At 57.3% G+C, this 21277-nt stretch carries 21 protein-coding genes and 1 tRNA gene; 9 read left to right on the top strand and 13 right to left on the bottom strand.

Annotated features, from left to right (window positions below; all coding sequences use genetic code 11):
• Nucleotides 1-52 precede the first annotated feature (52 nt).
• The gene (gene secB / locus FDP08_RS09175) at nt 53-553 is read right to left on the bottom strand and encodes a protein-export chaperone SecB (protein WP_137435689.1); all 501 of its coding nucleotides are present in this window, start codon (nt 551-553) and stop codon (nt 53-55) included.
• Between the two features lie 142 nt (nt 554-695).
• On the bottom strand, nt 696-1112 hold the full coding sequence (locus tag FDP08_RS09180; RefSeq protein WP_137435691.1) for a rhodanese-like domain-containing protein: 417 nt from the start codon (nt 1110-1112) through the stop codon (nt 696-698).
• A 146-nt stretch (nt 1113-1258) separates the two neighbouring features.
• Between FDP08_RS09180 and gpmM the strand changes: the two genes are divergently transcribed.
• The 4 genes from gpmM (at nt 1259) to FDP08_RS09200 (ending at nt 6260) form a co-directional block, all read left to right on the top strand.
• Nucleotides 1259-2806: a 2,3-bisphosphoglycerate-independent phosphoglycerate mutase gene (gpmM, locus tag FDP08_RS09185; protein ID WP_137435693.1), complete on the top strand. Its 1548-nt coding sequence runs from the start codon at nt 1259-1261 to the stop codon at nt 2804-2806.
• The gene (locus FDP08_RS09190) at nt 2803-3939 is read left to right on the top strand and encodes a murein hydrolase activator EnvC family protein (protein WP_137435695.1); all 1137 of its coding nucleotides are present in this window, start codon (nt 2803-2805) and stop codon (nt 3937-3939) included. The genes gpmM and FDP08_RS09190 overlap by 4 nt, the downstream gene beginning before the upstream one ends.
• A 105-nt stretch (nt 3940-4044) precedes the next feature.
• Nucleotides 4045-5436 (top strand): S41 family peptidase, encoded by a 1392-nt coding sequence (locus FDP08_RS09195; RefSeq protein WP_137435697.1) that lies wholly within the window; start codon nt 4045-4047, stop codon nt 5434-5436.
• Nucleotides 5433-6260 carry a divergent polysaccharide deacetylase family protein gene (locus FDP08_RS09200; protein WP_427901842.1) on the top strand — a complete coding sequence of 276 codons (828 nt, stop codon included), beginning with the start codon at nt 5433-5435 and terminating at the stop codon, nt 6258-6260. Before FDP08_RS09195 ends, FDP08_RS09200 begins: the two co-directional genes overlap by 4 nt.
• A gap of 74 nt (nt 6261-6334) precedes the next feature.
• Here the strand turns inward: FDP08_RS09200 and hisF are convergent, their stop codons facing one another.
• The 5 genes from hisF to FDP08_RS09225 form a co-directional block, all read right to left on the bottom strand.
• Nucleotides 6335-7108 (bottom strand): imidazole glycerol phosphate synthase subunit HisF, encoded by a 774-nt coding sequence (gene hisF / locus FDP08_RS09205; protein ID WP_137435699.1) that lies wholly within the window; start codon nt 7106-7108, stop codon nt 6335-6337.
• An 8-nt stretch (nt 7109-7116) separates the two neighbouring features.
• Nucleotides 7117-7854, bottom strand: a complete 738-nt coding sequence (gene hisA, locus FDP08_RS09210) for a 1-(5-phosphoribosyl)-5-[(5-phosphoribosylamino)methylideneamino]imidazole-4-carboxamide isomerase (RefSeq protein WP_137435701.1) — start codon at nt 7852-7854, stop codon at nt 7117-7119.
• Nucleotides 7848-8489, bottom strand: coding sequence for an imidazole glycerol phosphate synthase subunit HisH (hisH, locus tag FDP08_RS09215; protein ID WP_137435703.1), 642 nt, complete (start codon nt 8487-8489; stop codon nt 7848-7850). The genes hisA and hisH overlap by 7 nt, the downstream gene beginning before the upstream one ends.
• Before the next feature lie 51 nt (nt 8490-8540).
• Complete coding sequence (hisB, locus tag FDP08_RS09220) at nt 8541-9134, bottom strand: imidazoleglycerol-phosphate dehydratase HisB (protein ID WP_135803146.1); 594 nt, start codon at nt 9132-9134, stop codon at nt 8541-8543.
• 113 nt (nt 9135-9247) lie between these two features.
• Nucleotides 9248-9709 carry an SRPBCC family protein gene (locus tag FDP08_RS09225; protein WP_137435705.1) on the bottom strand — a complete coding sequence of 154 codons (462 nt, stop codon included), beginning with the start codon at nt 9707-9709 and terminating at the stop codon, nt 9248-9250.
• Nucleotides 9710-9905: 196 nt separating this feature from the next.
• On the opposite strand from FDP08_RS09225, the gene FDP08_RS09230 reads away from it, so the two are divergent.
• From FDP08_RS09230 to FDP08_RS09250, 5 genes are all read left to right on the top strand, one after another.
• Nucleotides 9906-12092: an AsmA family protein gene (locus FDP08_RS09230; protein WP_137435706.1), complete on the top strand. Its 2187-nt coding sequence runs from the start codon at nt 9906-9908 to the stop codon at nt 12090-12092.
• Nucleotides 12089-13153, top strand: a complete 1065-nt coding sequence (gene mutY, locus FDP08_RS09235) for an A/G-specific adenine glycosylase (RefSeq protein ID WP_137435708.1) — start codon at nt 12089-12091, stop codon at nt 13151-13153. Before FDP08_RS09230 ends, mutY begins: the two co-directional genes overlap by 4 nt.
• 52 nt (nt 13154-13205) lie before the next feature.
• Nucleotides 13206-13478, top strand: coding sequence for an oxidative damage protection protein (locus tag FDP08_RS09240; RefSeq protein WP_137435710.1), 273 nt, complete (start codon nt 13206-13208; stop codon nt 13476-13478).
• Nucleotides 13479-13584: 106 nt separating this feature from the next.
• A tRNA-Phe gene (locus tag FDP08_RS09245) sits at nt 13585-13660 on the top strand.
• Between the two features lie 221 nt (nt 13661-13881).
• Nucleotides 13882-15162 carry a PQQ-dependent sugar dehydrogenase gene (locus tag FDP08_RS09250; protein ID WP_137435712.1) on the top strand — a complete coding sequence of 427 codons (1281 nt, stop codon included), beginning with the start codon at nt 13882-13884 and terminating at the stop codon, nt 15160-15162.
• Nucleotides 15163-15262: 100 nt separating this feature from the next.
• On the opposite strand, the gene FDP08_RS09255 is transcribed toward FDP08_RS09250, so the two are convergent.
• The 6 genes from FDP08_RS09255 to FDP08_RS09280 form a co-directional block, all read right to left on the bottom strand.
• On the bottom strand, nt 15263-16015 hold the full coding sequence (locus tag FDP08_RS09255) for an NYN domain-containing protein (RefSeq protein WP_137435714.1): 753 nt from the start codon (nt 16013-16015) through the stop codon (nt 15263-15265).
• Nucleotides 16016-16072: 57 nt separating this feature from the next.
• Nucleotides 16073-16273 (bottom strand): hypothetical protein, encoded by a 201-nt coding sequence (locus FDP08_RS09260; protein ID WP_137435716.1) that lies wholly within the window; start codon nt 16271-16273, stop codon nt 16073-16075.
• A gap of 104 nt (nt 16274-16377) precedes the next feature.
• Entirely contained in the window at nt 16378-18015 is a 1638-nt protein-coding gene (locus FDP08_RS09265; protein ID WP_206077284.1) for a BCCT family transporter, read from the bottom strand.
• 84 nt (nt 18016-18099) lie between these two features.
• Nucleotides 18100-19005: a carbamate kinase gene (arcC, locus tag FDP08_RS09270; RefSeq protein ID WP_137435718.1), complete on the bottom strand. Its 906-nt coding sequence runs from the start codon at nt 19003-19005 to the stop codon at nt 18100-18102.
• Between the two features lie 15 nt (nt 19006-19020).
• Nucleotides 19021-20022: an ornithine carbamoyltransferase gene (locus tag FDP08_RS09275; RefSeq protein ID WP_137435720.1), complete on the bottom strand. Its 1002-nt coding sequence runs from the start codon at nt 20020-20022 to the stop codon at nt 19021-19023.
• An 18-nt stretch (nt 20023-20040) separates the two neighbouring features.
• The gene (locus FDP08_RS09280) at nt 20041-21270 is read right to left on the bottom strand and encodes an arginine deiminase (protein WP_137435721.1); all 1230 of its coding nucleotides are present in this window, start codon (nt 21268-21270) and stop codon (nt 20041-20043) included.
• Nucleotides 21271-21277: the final 7 nt, after the last annotated feature.

Below are 21277 nucleotides of genomic sequence, written 5' to 3' on the forward strand. Positions count from 1 at the left end.
AACCCCACTGGCGTCTGCGCCAGTGGGGCTCTTTTGCCAGGGCAAAGCAGATTCAGTGAGTCTGCTCTTCCTTGGTTTCGCCTCCCGCCTCTTCCTGCTTGCGCTTCAGCGCCTGGGCATAGATGGCATCGAAGTTGACCGGTGCCAGCATCAGCGCCGGGAAGCTGCCCTTGCTGACCACCCCGTCGATGGCTTCCCGCGCATAGGGAAACAGGATATTGGGGCAGTAGGCGCCCAGCATCTGGCCAAGTTGCGGACCTTCAATGCCTTTTACCAGGAACACACCGGCCTGCTGAATCTCGACGATATAGGCAACCTTTTCGTCGATTTTCGCCGTCACCGTCAGGGACAGAACCACTTCATACTGGTTGTCGCTGATCTTGTTATGGGAGGTGTTCAGATCCAGATTGACCTGTGGCTTCCACTGCTCCTGAAAAACCGTGGGCGAGTTCGGAGACTCAAACGACAGATCCTTCACATAAATACGCTGAAGCGCAAACTGAGGTTGCGCCTGGTTTTCGTTGCCTGCTGCGGCCTGCTCATTTTCAGCCATTTTCAGTCCTTTCTTCGATTAAGGGGGCAACCAGGGCCCGTTATAATATTGAACGCTGCCGGAACAGTTTAATGCCTGGCTCCGCCTGCTGTTGTGAAACAGTGCGACAGTTTACCCTTCAGTTCAAGGCCTGAGTAACCGGTTACTTCTTCACCAGCGGCAGGTTGCTGCCTTTCCAGTCGGCGATACCACCATCCAGACGGACCACATTGGTGTAGCCTTCAGCGTTCAGCTGCTTGACGGCCATGGCGGAATGCTGGCCCATCTTGTCGGCTACGATAATCTGCTTATCCTTGAACTTCTTCAGCTCCGACGCACGGCTTTTGATACTATTGAGGGGAATATTGATTGCACCGGTAATCCGGCCCTCGTTAAAATCCTTTCGGTCACGGATGTCGACGACAACAGCTTCATCGCGGTTGATCAGGTTTACTGCACTTTGTGCCGATATTTTCGCACCGCCACGACGGGATTCCAGCACCAGAATGGCAAGCAGGAAAGCGACAAACAGAGACACCAGTATGTAATGGTTAACCGCGAATTCGAACACCCTTTCCATGAAAACACCTTGCTGAATAGTTTGTGGCGGGATTATACACACCCTGCCCCATTGACAGAAGATAACCAAGGTGGCCGACGGGTGCGAAACTGTTTAGAATCAATGTTCGTTTTAGTAAATTTACCAAACTACCATCGGATTAAGTGATGACTGCCACGCGTAAGCCTACTGCACTGATTATTCTTGACGGCTGGGGTCACCGTGACCCGGCTGACGATAATGCCATCAGCAACGCCAATACGCCATTCTGGGATAAGCTCTGGAAAAATCAGCCAAAAACACTGATCAACACTTCCGGAATGTTCGTTGGCCTGCCCCAGGGACAGATGGGCAATTCCGAAGTCGGCCACATGAATCTTGGCGCAGGACGGGTGGTTTATCAAAGTCTCACACGCATCGACAAAGACGTGGAAGAAGGTACTTTTACGCAAAACCCAACTCTATGCGCCGCCATGGACAAGGCCATCAACAATGGTCGTGCCATTCACCTGATGGGGCTGCTATCCCCCGGCGGTGTGCACAGCCATGAGGATCACATCCTGGCTGCCGCTGAAATGGCTGCCGAGCGGGGCGCAAAAGAAGTCTACATCCATGCCTTCCTTGATGGCCGCGACATGCCGCCCCGCAGCGCCAAAGCCTCTCTGGAAAAAGCCGCCACCAAACTGAAGAACCTTGGTGTTGGCCGGGTAGCCTCCATAATCGGCCGTTACTATGCAATGGACCGGGATAACCGCTGGGACCGGGTTGAACAAGCCTACAATGCCATGACCCTGGGAGAGGCCGAGTTCACCGTAGCCGACCCGGTGACCGCTCTGGAACAGGCCTATGAACGGGGCGAGAATGACGAGTTCGTCAAGGCGACTCACATCAAGGCCAGCGGCGACACGGAAGGCACCATCAACGATGGCGATACCGTGATATTCATGAACTTCCGTGCTGACCGTGCCCGGGAAATGACACGTTGCTTTGTGGAAAAGGACTTCGAGGGCTTTGAACGCCGCAAACATCCGGAGCTGGCCGACTTTGTCATGCTCACGGAATACGCCGCCGACATCAAAGCCTCCTGCGCCTATCCGCCGGAGCAATTGACCAACGGCCTGGGCGAGTATGTATCCAACCAGGGCAAGACCCAACTGCGAATTGCCGAGACCGAGAAATACGCCCACGTTACCTTCTTCTTCAATGGCGGCATGGAAACCCCGTTCGAAGGTGAGGATCGCATTCTGGTGCCGTCACCCAAAGTCGCCACCTACGACCTGCAGCCAGAGATGAGCGCACCGGAAGTGACCGACAAACTGGTGGAAGCCATCAAGAGTGGCAAGTACGACCTGGTGGTGTGCAACTACGCCAATGGCGACATGGTTGGACATACCGGCAAGCTGGATGCCGCTATCAAGGCCGCTGAGTGTATTGACCAGTGCGTCTCCCGTGTCGCCGAAGCGCTTGAGGAAGTTGGTGGTGAGGCGCTGATTACGGCTGATCATGGCAACTGTGAGCAAATGACCGACCCCAGTTCTGGCCAGGTTCATACTGCTCATACTATTGGTCCGGTACCACTGGTCTATGTAGGCCCCCGCAAGGTTACCCTCAAAGATGATGGCAACCTGAGCGATGTGGCACCTACCCTGTTAAGCCTGATGGGCCTTGAGCAACCGGCCGAAATGTCAGGCCACAGCCTGGTGGAGATCGATTGATTGCGCGTCTGTGGCTGGTGCTGACACTGCTTGCAGCTGTCCCACCGGCACTGGCAGATCAACAGGTCACGCCTGGCCAGATCAAAGCACTCAGGGAAGAGATCGCCGACATCGACGATTGGCTGGCCGATGCGGAAGAGGATCGCTCGTCACTTGAGCGTCAGCTCTCGGGGCTGGAACAGGAGATAGGTCAACTTACCCGCGAACGCAGGGAATTGCGCGAACAGGCCCGGGAGCAGCAACAGCGCCTCAACCAGCTGGGCGAGGAAGAAGCTGAACTGACCCGCACACTGGAAAGCCAGCGCGACAGCCTGAAAAAACAGATCCGTGCCGCCTGGATGGAGGGCGACGCGCCTGCCGTAAAAGTCCTGCTCAATGAGATTGACCCGGACAAGATCGCCCGCACCATGACCTACTACGAATACCTCAGCCGCGACACCATCGACCGGCTGGAGGCGTTCGCCGCCAACCTTCGCCAGCTGAAAGAAACGCAGAAGCAGGTCAAGGCGGGCCGACTGCGACTGGCTGAGCTTGAGCAGAATGTTGCCGACCGCCAGCAGAAACTGAACAATAGCAAAAGCGAACGGGAACAGACTCTGGCAGCCCTCAAGGCAGACATCAGTGACCGCAGAAATGAACGCCAGGAGCTGGAAGCGGACCGCAACCGGCTGGAAAAACTGTTAAAAGAGGTGGAAGAGGCGATAGCCAACATTCCCACGCCCAACGAGTCAGATCCATTCGGATCGCTCAGAAACAAACTGCCCTGGCCAGCAGACGGCAAGATTGCCAGCAGTTTCGGGGACAGCTATGCCGGTGGCAAGCTGAGCTTCAACGGCCTGCTGATCAATACCGATGAGGCAAGCGACGTCAAAGCGGTTCACTACGGCCGCGTTGTCTTTGCCAACTGGCTCAGAGGGTTTGGCCTGATGACCATCCTGGATCACGGTGACGGCTACATGACCCTCTACGGCCATAGCAGCAGCCTTTACACCAGCCCCGGGGACTGGGTGGAAGCTGGCGAGGCCATTGCCCAGGCAGGTCGCACCGGTGGCACTGACGATCCGGCCGTATACTTCGAAATTCGCCACAACGGCAAACCGGACAACCCGCGGCGCTGGCTCGGCAACCGCTGAACCGGTTCGTGATACCCTAAAGGCTGACAAATCAGCCTGGTAACGCCATACTGTCGGGCAATACTCGGGAAGTAACCAGTCATCGGAATAACACAGGATATGTGAATGAGACGGGTAAGACGTTTTAACCACGCCCCAACCATGAGCGCACTCGCCCTTGCCTCTTGTCTGACCGCCCTTCCCGGCCTGATTCACGCCCAGGAAGCCGATGAAGAGACCCGGCGGCTGCTGGAGGGCATCCAGCATGGCGAACAGGTTGAAATAGAACTTCCCGACCCGGAAGAGCAACTGCCCCTTGACGACCTCCGCAAGTTTGCTGAAGTGTTTGGCCGCATCAAGGATGCCTACGTAGAAGAAGTGGATGATCGCAAGCTCCTGGAGAGCGCCATCAAAGGCATGCTGTCCGATCTTGACCCTCACTCCACGTACCTTGCCCCGAAAGACTACGAGCAACTGGAGGAAAGCACCTCCGGGGAGTTTGGTGGCCTGGGTATTGAAGTCGGCATGGAAGACGGTTTCGTGAAGGTCATTTCCCCCATTGACGATACACCTGCCCAGAAAGCCGGTGTGCAGGCGGGCGACCTGATCGTCAAACTGGGGGACCAGCCGGTCAAGGGCATGTCTCTGGAAGAAGCCGTCAAGCTGATGCGCGGCAAACCCGGCACCGTGCTCACACTCACAATCGTCCGAGAAGGCGAATCCGCACCCATCGAAATCGATGTGGAACGCGCCATCATCAAAGTTACCAGCATCAAGTCCCGCATCATTGAAAACGGCTACGGTTATGTCCGGATTACCCAGTTCCAGGCCGATACCGGTGCACAGTTCACTACGGCGCTTGAAAACCTTGAAAAGGAACACGGCAGTGACCTGGATGGCCTGGTAATCGACCTGCGTAACAACCCGGGCGGCATCCTGCAAGCTGCGGTTGAAGCGGCAGACGCGCTGCTTGACGAAGGCTTGATTGTTTACACCGAAGGACGGATCCAGAGCTCGCGCCTGCGTTTCAATGCCAAGCCAGGCAATGTGATGCCGAATACCGCCATTGTGGTTCTGATCAACGGTGGCTCCGCGTCTGCCTCGGAAATCCTTGCGGGCGCGCTGCAGGATCATGAGCGAGCGGTCGTCATGGGTACCCAGTCGTTCGGCAAGGGTAGCGTGCAGACGGTGATCCCCCTGGATGAGACCCATGCCATCAAAATGACAACCGCCCGGTATTACACTCCGGATGGTCGCTCCATCCAGGCCAAGGGCATCAAGCCGGATATTGAAGTGAAGCCGGCTGAGCTGACGGAACTGGATAGCCAGCCGTTCTTCACAGAGGCGGACCTGAGCGGCCATCTTGAAGGTCAGGATGAGGGACAGGAGGCGAGCGAAGAGGATGGACAAGCTTCACCGGCAAGCAGGGACTTTCAGCTACGCTCGGCATTGAACCTGCTGAAGGGCCTGAGCATTCTCAATAAGCGCAACAAGACAGAACAGGAAAGCGCGGATTGAAAGTACCAGCTTGGCTGATGGCCGCCATCGCCATCCTCGCGGTGTCGTCACCGGCCAGTTCCGGGGAAGGGCGGGACAGTACGCAGCAGGTTCCACCCACCATCGCCATCATCATCGATGACATGGGGCACAACCTCGCAGAGGGCCGAAGGCTGATCGGGCTGGAGCAGCCCATCACCCTGGCCTTCCTGCCCTACCGAAGACATACAACGGAACTGGCGGAGCATGCTCACCGAAAGCAGAAAGAAATCATGCTTCACGCTCCCATGGCCAACACCCGCAATATCGGCCTTGGCCCCGGCGGGCTGAGCCCGGGCATGGGCAAAGACAGCATGGCAACCACCCTGCGCCGCGCCTTACAGTCCATTCCTCACGTGCGTGGCGTGAACAATCACATGGGCAGCCTGCTCACTCAGCAACTCGAAGCTATGGACTGGATAATGTCGGAGCTGGATCACTACCCGGTCTACTTTGTCGACAGCCGCACCATCGCCTCGTCCATCGCCGGCGAAGTAGCCGCCGCCTACCGCATCCCGACCCTCACCCGCGATGTCTTTCTTGACCATGAGCAGACCGAAGAGTACGTGGACAAACAGTTCCGGTTGCTGATCAAGAGAGCAAAAGAGAACGGCAGCGCCGTCGGAATCGGCCATCCGCACAAAGTTACCGTGGATTACCTGGAAAAGCATTTGCCGGAACTGGATGAGGAGGGCATAGCCATCGCCACCGTCAGCGGCGTGTGGGCCATGAGGAACGGTAATCGGCAGATGTTCGCGGAAGGAGAAAAGCGGCAGATTCGGCCGGCGTTGGCGAAGCAGGAGTAAATTGGCCCGGTGGTGTCGGATTACCAGTAGGTCGGATTAGCCGCAAGGCGTAATCCGACAAACCAACTCCCGCCCTACTCCCGAACCTCAATCCCCTGCGCCTTCATAAACGCCTTGGCCTCAGGAATCGTATGTTGCCCGAAGTGAAAAATAGACGCCGCCAACACCGCATCCGCACGCCCCTCGGTCACTCCGTCCGCCAGATGCTGCAGCTCGCCAACACCACCTGACGCAATCACCGGCACCGACACTGCATCGCTTATCGCCCGCGTCAGCCCCAGATCAAAGCCAACCTTGGTGCCGTCCCGGTCCATACTGGTCAGCAGCAGCTCGCCGGCACCCATGGCCGTCATCTTGCGCGCCCACTCCACGGCATCAAGGCCTGTAGGCTTGCGGCCACCGTGGGTAAAGATCTCCCAACGCGGCTCTTCGCCTTCACCACTGACACGCTTGGCATCAATCGCCACCACAATGCACTGGCTGCCGAAGCGGTCGGCGGCTTCGCGGACAAATTCCGGGTTGAATACTGCAGCGGTGTTGATCGACACCTTGTCTGCCCCTGCGTTCAGGAGCTTGCGGATATCTTCCACGGTGCGCACACCGCCACCAACCGTCAGCGGAATGAACACTTCGGCAGCCATGCGCTCCACGGTTTCATAGGTGGTATCGCGGCTTTCGTGGCTGGCAGTAATGTCCAGGAAGGTGATTTCGTCGGCGCCCTGCTCGTTGTATTTGCGGGCCACTTCCACCGGGTCACCGGCGTCGCGGATATCGACAAAGTTCACGCCTTTTACAACGCGGCCTTTGTCGACGTCGAGGCAGGGAATGATGCGTTTTGCCAGAGCCATGATTCGTCTTACCCCTTCAGGCTGTCACAGAAGGCCTGGGCTTCGGCCACATCGAGCGTACCTTCGTAGATGGCACGGCCGGTGATGGCACCAAGTATTCCTTTGTCGGCTACCGTTGCCAGGCGCTTGAGGTCGTCCATATTAGTCACGCCGCCGGAGGCGATGACGGGGATGCCGCCGTCTTCCGCCAGCGCCGCCGTAGCTTCCACATTGACACCCTGCATCATGCCATCACGGCTGATATCAGTGTAAACAATTGCATCCACGCCGTCGTTGGCGAAGCGTTTGGCCAGATCGGTAGCCATGACTTCGGAGACTTCCGCCCAGCCATCGGTGGCAACGCGGCCGTCTTTGGCATCAAGACCAACGATGATATGGCCCGGAAATTTCTTGCACATTTCAGTGACGAACTCTGGCTCCTTGACGGCCTTGGTGCCGATGATTACCCACTGTACGCCGGCTTTGAGATAGGCCTCAATCGTTTCAGCAGAGCGGATGCCGCCACCAATCTGGATGGGCAGATCCGGATACTTGCGGGCAATGGCCTGGACGATTTCGCCATTGACGGGTTCGCCGGCGAAGGCGCCGTTCAGGTCCACCAGGTGCAGGCGGCGGGCGCCGGCATCGACCCAGCGGGTTGCCATATCAACGGGGTCGTCACCGAACACGGTGGAGTCGTCCATGCGGCCCTGGCGCAGTCTTACGCACTTGCCGTCTTTGAGGTCTATGGCCGGGATAATCAGCATGTTCCAGTCCAGTTCGTGAAGTTTTTCAGTAATTGCAGTCCCGCCCTTGCGCTTTTCTCCGGGTGAAACTGCACTGCAAAGATGTTGTCTCTTGCCACCGCTGCCGCCAGGTCGACGCCGTAATGGGTGCGGCCGGCGATATCCGGGTTACCGGCTGCTTCGGCGTAGTAGCTGTGCACGAAGTAGAAGCGGTCGCCGTCGGGGATATCGTGCCAGAGCGGGTGGTCCATGGTCTGGTGAACTTCGTTCCAGCCCATGTGGGGCACCTTCAGGCGCTCGCCGTTTTCGGTGAGTTTATCGCCGAAGAAGCGAACTTCTGACTGGAACAGGTCAATGCAATCCACCCAGCCGTTTTCTTCGCTGCGGGACATCAGGGCCTGCATGCCGACACAGATACCAAGCAACGGCCGGTCAACGGACACTTCCCGTACCAGCTCATCAATACCCAGGCGACGGATTTCCGCCATGCAGTCGCGGATGGCGCCCACGCCCGGCAGGATTACCCGGTCTGCGCTGCGGATCTGCTCAGCGTTGTCAGTGACCAGCACGCGGGTACCCGGCGCTACGTGCTCAACCGCCTTGCTGACGGAATGAAGGTTACCCATGCCGTAGTCGATAATGGCAACGGTTTTCATGTGAAGAGAGACTTCCTGAATCGTGGTTCTTTATTTGAGCCCGGGGACCGCTTACAGCGATCCCTTGGTGGACGGAGTGATACCCGCCATGCGCTCGTCCATTTCAATAGCCATGCGCAGGGCGCGACCGAAGGCCTTGAACACGGTTTCAATCTGGTGGTGGGTGTTCTTGCCCTTCAGATTGTCGATGTGCAGGGTCACCATGGAGTGGTTCACAAAGCCCTGAAAGAACTCCGCAAACAGGTCCACATCAAAGCCCCCGACAGCGCCGCGGGTGTAAGGCACATCCATCAGCAGGCCGGGACGGCCGGACAGGTCGATCACCACGCGGGACAGCGCTTCGTCCAGTGGCACGTAGGCATGGCCATACCGGCGGATACCTTTCTTGTCGCCCACCGCCTGCTTGAACGCCTGGCCCAGGGTGATGCCGATGTCTTCCACAGTGTGGTGGTCATCTATGTGCAGGTCACCCTTGGAGACAATGTTCAGGTCCACCAGCCCATGGCGGGCGATCTGGTCCATCATGTGCTCGAGAAAAGGCACGCCGGTGTCAAAACTGGACTTGCCGGTACCATCGAGATCGATTTCAACGGTGATCTGTGTTTCCAGGGTATTTCGTTCTACCCGAGCCTTGCGTTCGGCCATGGAGACTCCAAAGTCATCAATCGGCAAATGCCGGTAAATTGTCTGTGAGCATTATACCTTTTATCGCTTCCCGCGTCCCGTAACGGCCTCAATGGCGATGATAGCCGCAGGCATCAGAAGGCTTTTTTCAGGTTACTCATGTAGGTGTCCACCAGGCTGTTGAACTCATGCTTGATCACCGGGCTGATCGCCAGTTTCAGCAGGCTCGGCAGTGGCACGGTCAGCTCGGCGCTGGTCTGGAATTTCACCGAAGTGGTGTTGTCGTCTTTTGCCTTGAGGGTCCAGGAGCCTTTTACCACGCCATTGCCCTCACCTTTCACCGGCTCCCAGGTGATTTTGCCGTTGTCCTTGTCCGGGTAATACTTGCAGGCGTAAACCGATTGGATGGCATGCTTGTCCACCCCTACTTTTTCCATTTCCCAGCGATAGGTGTTGTCACCCAGATCCACCAGTTTATGCACCTTGGGGAAATGGCTGGCTGACTCCGGTACATCTGCCAGAAGTTCAAAAACCTTGTCATATCCGGCTGGCAGATCTAACTCACGGTTCAGCTCAATAGAGACAGTTATAGCCACTGCTTGCTCCTTTTTATCGTTGTAAGATGCGCATTACGTTGCTGTTAAAAAGTCGTCAGGAAATAAGATGCCTATTTTGGCTGATCACTAACGTATTGTCATACATCCAGGCTTTTATTTTGTTACCCCTGGGTTATGCTTGGGCTGCTAATCTGCCCAATAACCGGACATGAATTAAAGGAAGGACGCCAGAACCATGAAAGCTGTTCGTTATGTGGCTCTCGCCATTGTCGGCCTGATCATCCTGGCCATTGCCGCCGTGGCTGTTGCCGTTGCCGTCATTGACCCCAACACTTACAAGCCGCAGATCGAGAAGGCGGTCGAGGACAGCACCAATCTCGACCTGATTCTGGCTGGCGATATTGGCTGGTCCTTTATCCCGCTGGGCCTGGAACTGAACGATGTCGAGGCAACTCTGGAAGACGAACGGCTGGTTCGCCTGGATCAACTGGTCGCCAAGCTGAGTTTCTGGTCACTGGTAACCATGTCGCCCAGGGTGGACACCTTTCTGCTGAACGGCCTGGACGCCAACCTGTCTGTGGACGAGAACGGCAACGGCAACTGGACAAGGATCATGCCGGAAGGCGAAGCCAAGCCGGAGCAGGAAAAGCCCGCCGCCGAGGAAACTGCCGACGAACCCGCCGGTGACAGAGAGCCACTGAACTTCAATGTGGAAAGCGTGGAAATCAGCAATGCCCGCGTTCACTACGAGGACAAGGGTACCGGCCAGGCTTTCACTCTGGAAGACTTCACTCTTAATGCCAGCGAAATCACCCTTGGCTCCAGCTTTCCACTGAACGTTGCTTTCCGGTTTGCCACCAACCAGCCCCAGTTTGCAGTCAAGGGCGACATCAACGCCCGACTTGCAGCCAACGAAGCGCTGAATGAGTTTGGCGTATCCGGCCTCAAGGCAATCTTTGACATGAGCGGGGAACCGTTTGGTGGAGAGACTGTTCGTGCCGAGCTTGCCGGCTCCCTGGAAGCCAACCTGGAGAACGAAACCGCAACCCTCAGCGGCTTTACCGCCAGTCTGGCAGACTTGAAGCTGAACACCGACCTTTCTGTGAACGGTTTTGGTGACAAGCCGAAGCTCGAAGGCAGCCTCAGCATTGACGAGTTCTCCCTGAAAGCCCTGCTGGCCGCCATGGGCCAACCGGCCATCGAAACGGAAGACCCTGAAGTGATGAAGGCCCTGGCCTTCTCAACCAACATCGGCGGTCCTGCCGGCACTGTGGAACTGAGCGACCTGACCATCAGCCTGGACGACACCACCTTCCGCGGTGACGCCAGCTATACCCTTGCCAACAGCGCCGTAGGTCTGAATCTGCAGGGTGATGCCATTAATGCCGACCGCTACCTCCCACCCGCCAGTGATGAAGAAGCTGCCACTGAAGAAACGCCACAAGGGGGCGGGGGCGGCTCCGCAGAGGAAGGCGACCTGCTGCCACTGGAAACCCTGCGTTCACTGGTACTGGACATCAACCTCGGGCTGGGTGAGCTGATTGTCAGCAACCTCACCATCAACGAGATCAAATCGGTCATCTCTGCCCGCAACGGTGTGCTGAAGGTGGAAGATTTCAGCGGCCAGCTCTACTACGGCTCGTTTGACTCCAATGTTACCCTGGACGCCCGCACTGATAACCCTCAATGGACCATCAACAAGGACATCAAAGGCGTTCAGACACTGCCCCTGCTGGCAGACCTGGCTGATATGGATATGCTTTCCGGCGGTGCCAACATGTCCGTCAACGTTAAAACCTCCGGCAACCGTATTTCCGACCTGCGCAGCAATGCCAAAGGCGAGATAAACTTCAACCTGGCTGAAGGCGAGTTCACCCGAATGAACCTTACCCGCATGGCCTGCCAGGGCATTGCCCTGGTCAATCAGGAACAGCTGGGCAGCTCGGGTTGGGGCACTAGCACCCCGTTCAACGATATGAAGGGCACACTCAGGATCGATGGCAACACCCTTACTAACACCGATCTGGTTGCTGCCCTTGCCGGCATGAGGCTGGAAGGCGACGGTACAGTGGATCTGGCCGCCTCCAACCTGGATTACGAAATTGGCCTTCGCATCGTCGGTGAAATCCACCGGGATGAAGCCTGCCGGGTAACCGAGTACGTGGAAAACGTGGTCATTCCTGTTGAGTGCCGCGGTGACTATACCGAAGACCCGGCCGGCCTGTGCTCCTTCGACGGCTCCCGCTTCCGCGACACCATCAAGACCATCGCTGCGAATGCGGCGAAGGCCAAAGCAGATGAAAAAGTTGACGAGGCAAAATCAAAAGCGGAAGAGAAGGTTTCCGAGAAGCTGAAAGAAAAGCTGGGCGAGCAAGGCGGCGAGCAGGTAAAAGATGCCCTGAAGGGCCTATTCGGCCAATGAGCGACCGTTTTGCCCGCAAGCTGTTGGCCTGGTACGACGAAAACGGCAGGCACGACCTGCCCTGGCACCATGACCGAAACCCATACCGCGTATGGGTTTCGGAAATCATGCTACAGCAGACCCAGGTCACTACCGTTATCCCCTACTTCGAAGCCTTCATGCAGCGCTTTCCCAATGTGAAAGCGCTGGCCACGGCTCCGGTAGATGATGTGCTTAGTCATTGGTCCGGACTCGGTTACTACGCCCGCGCCCGCAACCTGCAAAAGGCTGCCCGGCAAGTGGTGGAGGAGCACGACGGACACTTCCCCAAAAACCTCGAACAACTGCAGGCCCTGCCCGGTATCGGCCGCTCGACCGCTGCAGCCATCCTGGCCCAGGCACACCAGCAGCGGGCCGCTATTCTGGACGGCAACGTAAAGCGGGTTCTGGCCCGCTACCACGCCATTGCCGGCTGGCCCGGCAAAACCAGCGTACTGAACCAGCTGTGGGAGCGTGCCGAAGAGCACACGCCCGAAGAGCGCATCCGTGACTACACCCAGGCCATCATGGACCTGGGTGCCATAGTGTGCAGCCGCAGCCGACCGGCTTGCGAAAGCTGCCCGCTGCGGGCCGGATGCGAAGCCTACGCCACGAGCGCAACCAGCCTCTACCCCGGCTCCAAACCCAAAAAGGCCAAACCAGAGAAAACCACCTGGATGGTGATACTGGAAGATCACCAGGGGCGCATCCTGCTGGAACGCAGGCCGCCCAGTGGCATCTGGGGCGGCCTCTGGAGCCTGCCGGAACTGGACCCGGCCTACAGCCCGGAAGAGCTGCCAGATGCCTGCGAACAGGCCTTCGGCTTCAACTGCAGCGAACCGGAACTTACCAGCGGTTTCCGCCACACCTTCAGTCACTACCACCTGCACATCCAGCCAGCGCGGCTAACCGTGCACAGTTCCGCGCGGGTCAACGACACAGAGAACCATCAATGGATTCACCGGGACCAGGCACTGACCCTGGGCCTGCCGGCACCCATCCGCACCCTGCTGACCTCACCGGAACAAACCGTCCTGCTCTGATCTGTTATCATCCCTGCAGATTGAGCAACACGACCTCCAAACAGGAGCAGACATGAGCCGCACCGTATTCTGTCGTAAATACCAGGAAGAACTTGAAGGGCTGGACTTCCCGCCCATGCCGGGCAAGAAAGGCGAAGACATCTACGAGAACGTCAGCAAGAAAGCCTGGGAAGAATGGCAGGCCCAGCAAACCATGCTGATCAACGAAAAGCACTTGAGCCTGATGGACCCCAACACCCGCAAGTACCTGCAGGCGCAGATGGAACGCTTCTTCAACAACGAGCCATTCGACAAGGCCGAAGGTTATGTTCCGCCAGAGAATTAGTCTCGCAACTTGTGGAAGCGCCTATTAAAATTTTCCCGGAACAGCCTTGACTCAGGCAACCTAAACCGGTTTAATAGCGCCCCGTTGCACAGCAGTACTGCAACGCGCCCGGATAGCTCAGTTGGTAGAGCAGGGGATTGAAAATCCCCGTGTCGGTGGTTCGATTCCGCCTCCGGGCACCATCAGATTCAATAACAAAGCCCGCCCTTGAGCGGGCTTTGTTATTTCTGGAATGCCCCCCTTCACTGACTTCCTTTCTTCCTATACCAGTTCTGATCAGCAGCCCAGGCAGAGTTTGTATAATTCTTGACCACCCAACCAGCGGATCTACACTTATTTAGTGATCGTGCATTCAAAAGTCACACACCCTGAAAGTAAACAACGATGATGGGAGTAACTTGCAATGTTTCGACAACTAACGAAATGGCCGCTTGGCGCGTTCGCCGCCACGGCTCTTATTGTCAGTCTGCCTGTGGCTACCAATGCCGCCGCACCTGACCTTGAACAGAGCACCGTGTTGTCCGACCTGGAAAGTCCCTGGGATATGGCTTTTCTACCTGATGGAGCCATGTTTTTTACTGAAAAATGCAAGGGATTATCGGTACGACTGCCCAATGGCGAGGTCAATAATCTTCTGGGAATGAGTGGCACCGAAGGCTACAGCAGCACTGCAGATGACCTTATCTGCGAGGGACAAGCCGGTATGAACGGTGTGGCTATTGATCCCGACTTTTCTGACAACCGAAACGTCTACGTCTATTCCGCATCCAGCATGAGTAATCCGCCCACTAACCGGGTCGTCCGGCTCAGGGTGAGCGAAGATCTCAGTGAGGTTGCGAACCGCATGGATATCGTTGAAGACATTCCCTTCAAAGAGGCACCCACTGATCATCCGTTCGGTGATCCCGGCGCGCACAATGGCGGCCGCGTCCGTTTCGGCCCGGATGGTTACCTGTATGTTCCCACCGGCGACAACCATAATAGTGCGCTGCCCCAGGCCGGGGACAAGCTTGGCGGCAAAGTACTGCGTATCGACAGGAACGGCGAAGCAGCACCCGATAACGCTGAAGCCACACCGGATGGCTTTGACCCGAGGATTTTCACCTACGGACACCGCAATGTTCAGGGCCTGGCCTTCCATCCGGAAACCTCGCAGCCGATCATTACCGAACATGGCCCCTGGCATACTGATGAGATCAATGCCTTGGTTGCTGGTGCCAACAGCGGTTGGGACCCACGCCCAAATATGGCCGGACGCGGCGATTGCCCAGACGACTATTGCGGTTATCAGCCGAATCAGAAAGAGGGCATGGATCCGGAAAAAAGATCTGACTACATGCCAATGACAGACACCCAAACCTACCCTGATGCCATGACACCTGTGTGGGATAACAACGGTCTCTCTCAGGGCATCAGCAGCGCTGCTTTCCTGAGGGGCGAGAAATGGGGTGACTGGGATGGCCGCCTGGTTGTCAGCTTCCTGGGCATCGGTTTCGGGGGCACGCCTGTCGGCCAGCGGATCAATGTTATCGACCTTGAGAAGGACGCTACTTCCGTAGGGGACATTGTCGAAATGACGGTGCCCGAGGGCTCAGCCCGCTTCCGCTCACTGGTTGTTGGACCCGAGGGTGATCTGTTTACTGCAGTGGATGAGGGTCAGATCTACCGGATCACTCCAAACTGAGCCTGCCCAGCCGCACTGCCTCCCGGCAGTGCGGCTAACATCGCAATGCCAACGCCACATTCTGAAGATATCAGTGCTCTATCGTTGCTGAAATCCGGTCCTATTTCTGGTCCACGGGCTTGTAGGCCCGATACCCCTGCCCATTTGGTCCCTTTTTAACGGCAAAGTACTCAGACCTGTCGACCAGCAAATCAGAAAACTTCTTGGCACCATAGGTTCGCGGGTCAAAATCCGGGCGGGTGCGCTTAAGGAACGAGCCGGCGGCGGAGAAGGTTGCCCATCCCTGGTCGTCCTGGGTTTGCTCCCAGGCCCTTTTTAACAGCGCGACTTCCTCGGGGAGTTTTTCCTGCTTCTTGCGTGGGGTTTTCGATTTGGTGGGCTCGTCAGGCGCGGCTTCCTCTTCTTCCGGGTACTCCAGGTTCTCGGTAAACAGAAAGTCGTCACACGCACTTCTGAACGAGACCGGCGTCTTTTTTTCGCCAAATCCGAACACGTATATCTCGGCTTCCCTGAGCCGGGAGGCCAGTTTCGTGAAGTCACTGTCGCTGGACACCAGGGCGAACGCATCAAACTTCGACGAATAGAGCAGATCCATCGCGTCAATGATCATCGATGCATCAGTGGCGTTCTTGCCTTTGGTGTAGGCGAACTGCTGGATGGGCTGGATCGCCAGTTCATTCAGAACGGTCTTCCAGTTTTTGAGGCTGTCTATCGACCAATCGCCGTACGCCCGTTTCACAACCACGTGACCATGGGAAGACAGCTCTTCAATAATCAGCGGCAGCTTTGACAGCTGGGCGTTATCGGCATCGATCAGAACGGCGATTTTCTTGTGCTGTTCAAGATCCTTCAATGTACTTCTTCCTTTTGTTCGGAGCAGCTACATCAAGGACTTCCGCAAAACCACCCTTCAGGCAGCCTTGCGGAAATCCTCGATTTGTACCACTTTGTCCCGCTTCCGCTTATATTTGCTTTTGTCTTCCACCACCCGCATCTGGTACTTCGGGGTTTTCAGTTCACGCTGAATAGCGCTGTGTTGTGTGGGCTTTGCCCGTTTCTTCGCCATGCTGGATAACTCCCTGGCTGGTTGGCTGTATGTCAGTCCGGTCATTATACCATCTCCTCCAAAGGTGTTCCCGCCACACGCACCTGTGAACCAGACCGGTGTCCATTTTCTTCAAATCCGACTACGAATGGACGTCTTTAGTCGTGAGGTCAGGTTCTGTCCTCCGGCATTGTCTCATCTTCTTCGTACTCGATCTCTGGCTCAATCAGACCCGCTTCCGCCAGTTGTTCGGCTTTTGCTCTGTCGTGCTCTTCCAATAACTGCATCATGCGTCCACGGGTAATCGCCTCGTGGAGTTCTAGCTGACGCTGTTCATCGCGCAGCGATTTGAGAAGGGACACCGCCATGAAGATCATCAACACCATAAAGGGAAACGCCGCCAGAATGGAAATTGTCTGTAGCGCGGCCAGGCCGCCACTGATCAGAAGCACCCCGGCGACCAGTACCTGAACCAGACCCCAGGTGACCCGCAACCAGCGTTTCGGGGTGAGCGTGCCCTTGCTGGTAAACATTCCCAGAACAAAGGTGGCGGAGTTGGCTGAGGTGATGACGAACAGGACGATCAACACCAACATCAGGGCGCTGATGATAGAGGTGCCTGGCAGGAAATCCAGGGTGGCGAAGAGCGCGGAACTCATTTCCCGGGTAACGGCCTCGCCGAGGGCAGCGCCTTCGAACAGTTCGAAATAGAGCGCTGAACCGCCAAAGGTGGAAAACCAGAAGATACTTAGCAACACCGGTGTGCCGATCACTCCGAAGACAAACTCGCGAATGGTTCTGCCGCGCGAGATACGTGCGATAAAGCTGCCAACAAATGGTGCCCAGGACAGCCCCCAGGCCCAGTAGAATATGGTCCAGCGCTCAACCCAGTCATCACCGGTGTAGGGGGTCATCACCAGGCTCATACCCATCATATTAGCAAAATAGTCGCCAATGGCGTTGGTCATAGCGGCGGTAATGAAGTCGGTGGGGCCGAAAAAGAAAACGAATGCCAGCAGGAACGCCGCCAGCACCATGTTGGCGTCACTGACGTAACGCACGCCACTTTCCAGCGGAGCCAGGGCACAGAGCAGGAAAACCACTGCAATCGCCCCCAGGATAAACAGCTGCTGATTGGCGCCAAAACCGATGTCGCTCACCGACACCAGCCCGCTGTTGATCTGTATTACCCCGAGCCCGAGCGTGGTTGCTACGCCAAATACGGTAGAAATGACAGCCAGGGTATTGATGCCATGACCAATGCTGCCGTCTACACGGTGACCGATGGACGCGCGGAAAGTCTCGCTGATCAGTCCCGGGCGTTGCCTACGGAAGCGCACGTAGGCAATGGCAAGCCCCACCACTGCGAAATTGGCCCACTGATGAAACCCCCAGTGGAACAGGGAATAACGCATGGCAAGGCTGGCGGCGTGGGGGCTTTCAGCCTCGGCGCCGCCAAACGGAGGCGCCATAAAGTGGCTCATGGGTTCCGCCACCGCCCAGAACACAAGGCCCACCCCCATACCGGAGGAAAAGATCATGCCCAGCCAGGTCAGATACGGAAACTCCGGCGCCTCACCGTCTGCACCCAGACGAATGTGACCATAATCACTGGCGGCCACGGCGATACAGAACACCAGAAAACCCGTGGTGGCAAACAGGTAGAGCCAACCGAAATGCACCGTGGTGAATTCCAGGCCGGTATCGGCCCAGTTGGCAAGCTGTTCCGGGAGAAGAATCCCTGCGCCGACGAAAACGGCAAGCAGTAAAATCGAGAGGTAAAAAACCCAGCCTGGGCGATTATTCATGCTCAGGATATCCACGGTTCGGTAAGTTTAAAAACAGAAATCCAGAGACGGCCCCGGTATACGACCAGCACCATCCCTGATGCACTAGCTTACAACACTTGTTCCCGCCCTGCGTTCAAGAATCGCCAGCGCATCCTCCAGCTTACCAATACCACTGACACCACCACTTTCTGCGAAGTTGCCGGCGGCGGCCATTTTGGGGCCCATGGAGCCTGCGGGAAGGTCCAGTTTGCGCGCCTCATCGAGCGTCAGTTCATGAATGGGAGCGGCGGTGTCTTTGCCGAAATCACGGTAGATAGCGTCTACATCTGTGAGGAGCAACAAGGCATCGGCTCCCAATTGGCGTGCCAGTAGTGCGCTGGCGGCGTCTTTGTCGATCACGGCTTCGATGCCGATCATGCTGCCGTCGTCCCGGCGCAGAATGGGGATGCCACCACCGCCGGCACAGATCACCACAACGCCCTGCTCCAGCAGTAGCTGCAGCACCCGCATATCGGGTATCTCCAGGGGCTTGGGCGAAGGCACTACCCGACGCCACTTGTCGCCATCCTGGGCGATGTGCCAACCGGCGGCTTCAGCCTTGGTCTCGGCCTCTGCCTTGTCATACACCGGCCCGACAAATTTCGTGGGTTTTTTGAAGGCGGGGTCGTCCTTGTCCACCAGAACCTGGGTCAGCAGGGTGGCTACTGGCCGGTCATGATCCAGGGCATTTTCCAGTTCCTGCTCAATGATGTAGCCGATCATGCCCTCTGTTTCGGCGCCCAGTACGTCCAGGGGATAGGCTTCGTCCGGTTTGTAGGCGGCACCCTGCAGCGCCAGTAAGCCTACCTGGGGGCCGTTGCCGTGGGTGACGACCAACTGGTGGCCGGCGCGGGCGATGTCGGCCAGTGATTCGGCGGCAATTTTTACGTTGGCGCGCTGGGCCTCGGCGGTCAGTGGCTCGCCGCGCCGCAACAGGGCATTTCCTCCAAGTGCTGCTACCACAAGCATGTCGATCTCCTTATCTCAGCTTCCAAGAGTGGCGACGAGCACCGCCTTGATGGTGTGCATCCGGTTCTCGGCCTGATCGAACACGATGGAAGCGGGGCTTTCAAAGACGTCGTCGGTGACTTCCATGGCGTCAATGCCGAACTCCGCCTGCATCTCCTTGCCCACGGTAGTTTCGGTGTTATGAAACGCCGGCAGGCAATGCATGAACCTTGCCCGGGGGTTACCGGTTTTCTCCATCAGGGCTGCATTGACCTGGTAGGGCTGCAGCAGTTTAATCCGCTCTGCCCACTTTTCCTTGGGTTCGCCCATGGACACCCACACGTCGGTATAGACAAAATCCACGCCCTTCACGGCGGCATCAATGTCCTCGGTGATCATGATCCGGGCACCAGTACCAGTGGCAATAGTCTGCGCTTCCTTCTGAATCGCTTCGCTCGGCCAGCAGGCTTTGGGAGCGCACAGGCGTACGTCCATACCCATCTTGGCGCCGCCTATCAGCAGGCTGTCGCCCATGTTGTTGGCGGCGTCTCCAATGAATACAAACGCAACATCCCTCAGTGGCTTTTCCACGTTTTCCTGCATGGTCAGGAAATCCGCCAGTATCTGTGTGGGGTGGAACTCATTGGTCAGGCCGTTGTAGACAGGCACACCGGCATATTGCGCCAGTTCCTCAACAACCGCCTGGCCGAAGCCCCGGTATTCGATGGCGTCATACACGCGGCCAAGCACCCGGGCGGTGTCCTTCACCGATTCCTTGTGGCCGATATGAGTGCCCGTCGGGCCCAGGTAGGTTACCCGGGCGCCCTGGTCAAACGCCGCAACTTCAAACCCGACCCGGGTTCGGGTGGAGTTCTTTTCGAAGATCAGCGCTATGTCCTTGCCCTGTAACTGCGGTACTTCGGTGCCGGCGTACTTGGCGGTTTTCAGGTCGGCGGACAGCTTGAGCAAAAAACTGATCTCCCGGGGAGTAAATTCCCTCAGGGTCAGGAAATGCCGGTTCTTGAGATTGAAAGCCATTACTGTGCTCCTTGCTTGTCAGACTGTGTCTCGTATGGTCGGGCAGCTCATACAGCGGCCACCGCCTCTGCCCCGGCCCAACTCCGCGCCGGGGATGGCAAGCACTTCTATGCCGGCTGCTTCCAGGGCCGCGTTGGTGTCGTCGTTGCGGTCGTAGCCAATAACGACGCCCGGGCTCAATGCCAGCACGTTATTGCCATCGTTCCACTGTTCCCGTTCCCGCTCGGCAGGAGTGTCACCGCCGGTGGCAACCACATCCAGTGAGGGATAACCAAGTACATCCGCGACAACATCAAACAGCGGCCGGGCGTCCTGATTGAAAGAGAGGTGTTTGCCACCCTCACCCGGGCGCAGGTCGTAACACACCATCTCATCGGCCACTTCCTTGAAACTGGTCACCACATTGCCGCCACAGAAGGTGAACACGGTGTCCAGGTGCATGGCGGAACGGGTCTTGGGGATCTGGCAGGCAATCACCCGCTCTGCGGTACCGTTGGCGAAAAGCGCCCTGGCCAGCTGACCGATAGCCTGGGGGGAAGACCGTTCGCCCATACCCACCAGCACAGCGCCATTGCCCACCGGCATGATGTCTCCCCCTTCCAGGGTCGCCAGGGCATGATCCGTGAGAGGGTCGCCCCAATGCACATTGACCTTGCCAGCGAACTTCGGGTGGAACCGGTAGATCGCGCTCATCAGTAGCGTCTCCGGTTTGCGCGCAGCCCAGTACATCGGGTTGAGGGTGACACCGCCATAGATCCAGGCGCTGTTGTCACGGGTGAACAGGAAGTTTGGCAGCGGCGGCAGCACAAACCCGTGCGGCCCCAGATGGTTACCAAACAGTCCGGCGGGATCGAAAGGCAGGTCGCCCACTTCCAGTCCGCCGATGAGGAACTCCGCCAGGGTCTGGCCCGGAAGTTCATCCATCCAGGCGCGGAGATCAGACACCATACCCACCCCGATATGGTTCCAGGTGATCCGGTTATCCAGAATCCAGGCCCGCGCCTCGGGAATATCGAGTGTGTCCGCCAGCAGTTCATTAACGTCCAGCACCTCCACGCCCCGGGCACGCATCAGCCCGGCGAATACATCGTGATCTTTCTGGGCCTGCTTGACCCAGAAGACATCGTCAAACAGCAGTGCATCGCAGTTGGAAGGCGTCAGTCTCCGGTGGGCAAGCCCCGGGCGGCAGACGATGACCTGCCGCAGGGTACCGGTTTCAGAGTGAACACCAAGTGTGTGCTCAACCATGTCGCAT

The sequence above is a fragment of the Marinobacter panjinensis genome (assembly GCF_005298175.1).
Taxonomy (GTDB): domain Bacteria; phylum Pseudomonadota; class Gammaproteobacteria; order Pseudomonadales; family Oleiphilaceae; genus Marinobacter; species Marinobacter panjinensis.

Coding starts and splice junctions, on each gene's coding strand:
- secB (WP_137435689.1), bottom strand. CDS start 553: ATGGCTGAAAATGAGCAGGCCGCAGCAGGCAACGAAAACCAGGCGCAA.
- FDP08_RS09180 (WP_137435691.1), bottom strand. CDS start 1,112: ATGGAAAGGGTGTTCGAATTCGCGGTTAACCATTACATACTGGTGTCT.
- gpmM (WP_137435693.1), top strand. CDS start 1,259: ATGACTGCCACGCGTAAGCCTACTGCACTGATTATTCTTGACGGCTGG.
- FDP08_RS09195 (WP_137435697.1), top strand. CDS start 4,045: ATGAGACGGGTAAGACGTTTTAACCACGCCCCAACCATGAGCGCACTC.
- hisF (WP_137435699.1), bottom strand. CDS start 7,108: ATGGCTCTGGCAAAACGCATCATTCCCTGCCTCGACGTCGACAAAGGC.
- hisA (WP_137435701.1), bottom strand. CDS start 7,854: ATGCTGATTATCCCGGCCATAGACCTCAAAGACGGCAAGTGCGTAAGA.
- hisH (WP_137435703.1), bottom strand. CDS start 8,489: ATGAAAACCGTTGCCATTATCGACTACGGCATGGGTAACCTTCATTCC.
- hisB (WP_135803146.1), bottom strand. CDS start 9,134: ATGGCCGAACGCAAGGCTCGGGTAGAACGAAATACCCTGGAAACACAG.
- FDP08_RS09230 (WP_137435706.1), top strand. CDS start 9,906: ATGAAAGCTGTTCGTTATGTGGCTCTCGCCATTGTCGGCCTGATCATC.
- mutY (WP_137435708.1), top strand. CDS start 12,089: ATGAGCGACCGTTTTGCCCGCAAGCTGTTGGCCTGGTACGACGAAAAC.
- FDP08_RS09240 (WP_137435710.1), top strand. CDS start 13,206: ATGAGCCGCACCGTATTCTGTCGTAAATACCAGGAAGAACTTGAAGGG.
- FDP08_RS09250 (WP_137435712.1), top strand. CDS start 13,882: ATGTTTCGACAACTAACGAAATGGCCGCTTGGCGCGTTCGCCGCCACG.
- FDP08_RS09260 (WP_137435716.1), bottom strand. CDS start 16,273: ATGACCGGACTGACATACAGCCAACCAGCCAGGGAGTTATCCAGCATG.
- FDP08_RS09265 (WP_206077284.1), bottom strand. CDS start 18,015: ATGAATAATCGCCCAGGCTGGGTTTTTTACCTCTCGATTTTACTGCTT.
- arcC (WP_137435718.1), bottom strand. CDS start 19,005: ATGCTTGTGGTAGCAGCACTTGGAGGAAATGCCCTGTTGCGGCGCGGC.
- FDP08_RS09275 (WP_137435720.1), bottom strand. CDS start 20,022: ATGGCTTTCAATCTCAAGAACCGGCATTTCCTGACCCTGAGGGAATTT.
- FDP08_RS09280 (WP_137435721.1), bottom strand. CDS start 21,270: ATGGTTGAGCACACACTTGGTGTTCACTCTGAAACCGGTACCCTGCGG.